The 1,089-nt window shown below is 70.0% G+C and carries 2 protein-coding genes; one reads left to right on the forward strand and one right to left on the reverse strand.

From position 1 onward, the window contains the following. The coding region (locus tag AB0N04_RS38575; protein WP_360223530.1) for an electron transfer flavoprotein subunit alpha/FixB family protein at positions 1-278 on the forward strand (278 nt) is incomplete at its 5' end. A gap of 110 nt (positions 279-388) precedes the next feature. Here AB0N04_RS38575 and AB0N04_RS38580 read toward each other — a convergent pair. Further along, positions 389-823, reverse strand: a complete 435-nt coding sequence (locus tag AB0N04_RS38580) for a hypothetical protein (RefSeq protein WP_360223533.1) — start codon at positions 821-823, stop codon at positions 389-391. Positions 824-1,089: the final 266 nt, after the last annotated feature.

Raw genomic sequence — 1,089 nt, forward strand, 5'->3', positions numbered from 1 at the left:
CCGTCGGCGCCTCCCGTGCCGCGGTCGACGCCGGCTGGTACCCGCACAGCAACCAGGTCGGCCAGACCGGCAAGCAGGTCTCGCCGCAGCTGTACGTGGCCAACGGCATCTCGGGCGCCATCCAGCACCGGGCCGGCATGCAGACCTCGAAGACCATCGTGGCCGTCAACAAGGACCCGGAGGCCCCGATCTTCGAGCTGGCGGACTACGGCGTGGTCGGCGACCTCTTCGAGGTCCTGCCGCAGCTGACCGCCGAGGTCAAGGTCCGCAAGGGCTGATCCCCGCGGGGAGCACGGGAGGGCGTGGCACCGGGTACTCGGTGCCACGCCCTCCGTCGTGCGCGGGGGCCGCGCCGCACGCCCTCCGGCGTGGCCGCGGCCGCCCGCGGCTACTCGGTGAAGGCGGCCAGGTGCTGGGTGAAGCCGCCCTGGGCCGGCGGCAGCGGGCGCGGTTCGGCGTCCAGCGGGGGCTGCGGCTCCTCCATCGGGAGCAGCCGCAGCTCGGGCTGGTCGGAGTCGGGGGAGGGGAGCAGCCGGACCCTGGTGCCGACCGGGACGGTGCTGCGCAGCCCGTCGACGATGCACCACACGTCGAAGCCCTCGGCCATCCGGATCAGGGACTTCTGACGGACCAGCGGCGTGCGGGCCTGCTCGACCTCGCAGCGCCGGACGACCCCGGTGCCGGTGCTGGCCTCCAGCCGCAGCTCGGTGGAGCCGCAGGTGGGGCAGAGCAGTCGCTGGAAGGTCGGGTTGCTGCACCACGCGCAGCGCTGGAAGTACAGCGTGGTGCTCCGGGTGTCGGTGTCGATGGCTGAGTGGACCACGCTGTCATCTCCCTGCGCTCGGACCGGCTTGTTCGGCAGAAGTTCGGCAGGAAAAAGGATAGGGAACTCAGTGCCGCCATGTGAAGGCACTGAGTTCCCTTTTTGCTGCGCGCATGCATAATGAAGGGTACTGAGTACCGTCGTGAAACAGGAGTGGCGATCATGAGCCAGGACTTCGATCTCTTCCGTATCTCCGAGGAGCACGGGATGCTCCGTGAGGCGGTGCGTTCGCTGGCCGAGGCGAAGATCGCTCCGTTCGCGGCGGA

This window comes from Kitasatospora sp. NPDC051702, from assembly GCF_040681575.1.
In the GTDB taxonomy this organism is placed as follows: Bacteria; Actinomycetota; Actinomycetes; order Streptomycetales; family Streptomycetaceae; genus Kitasatospora.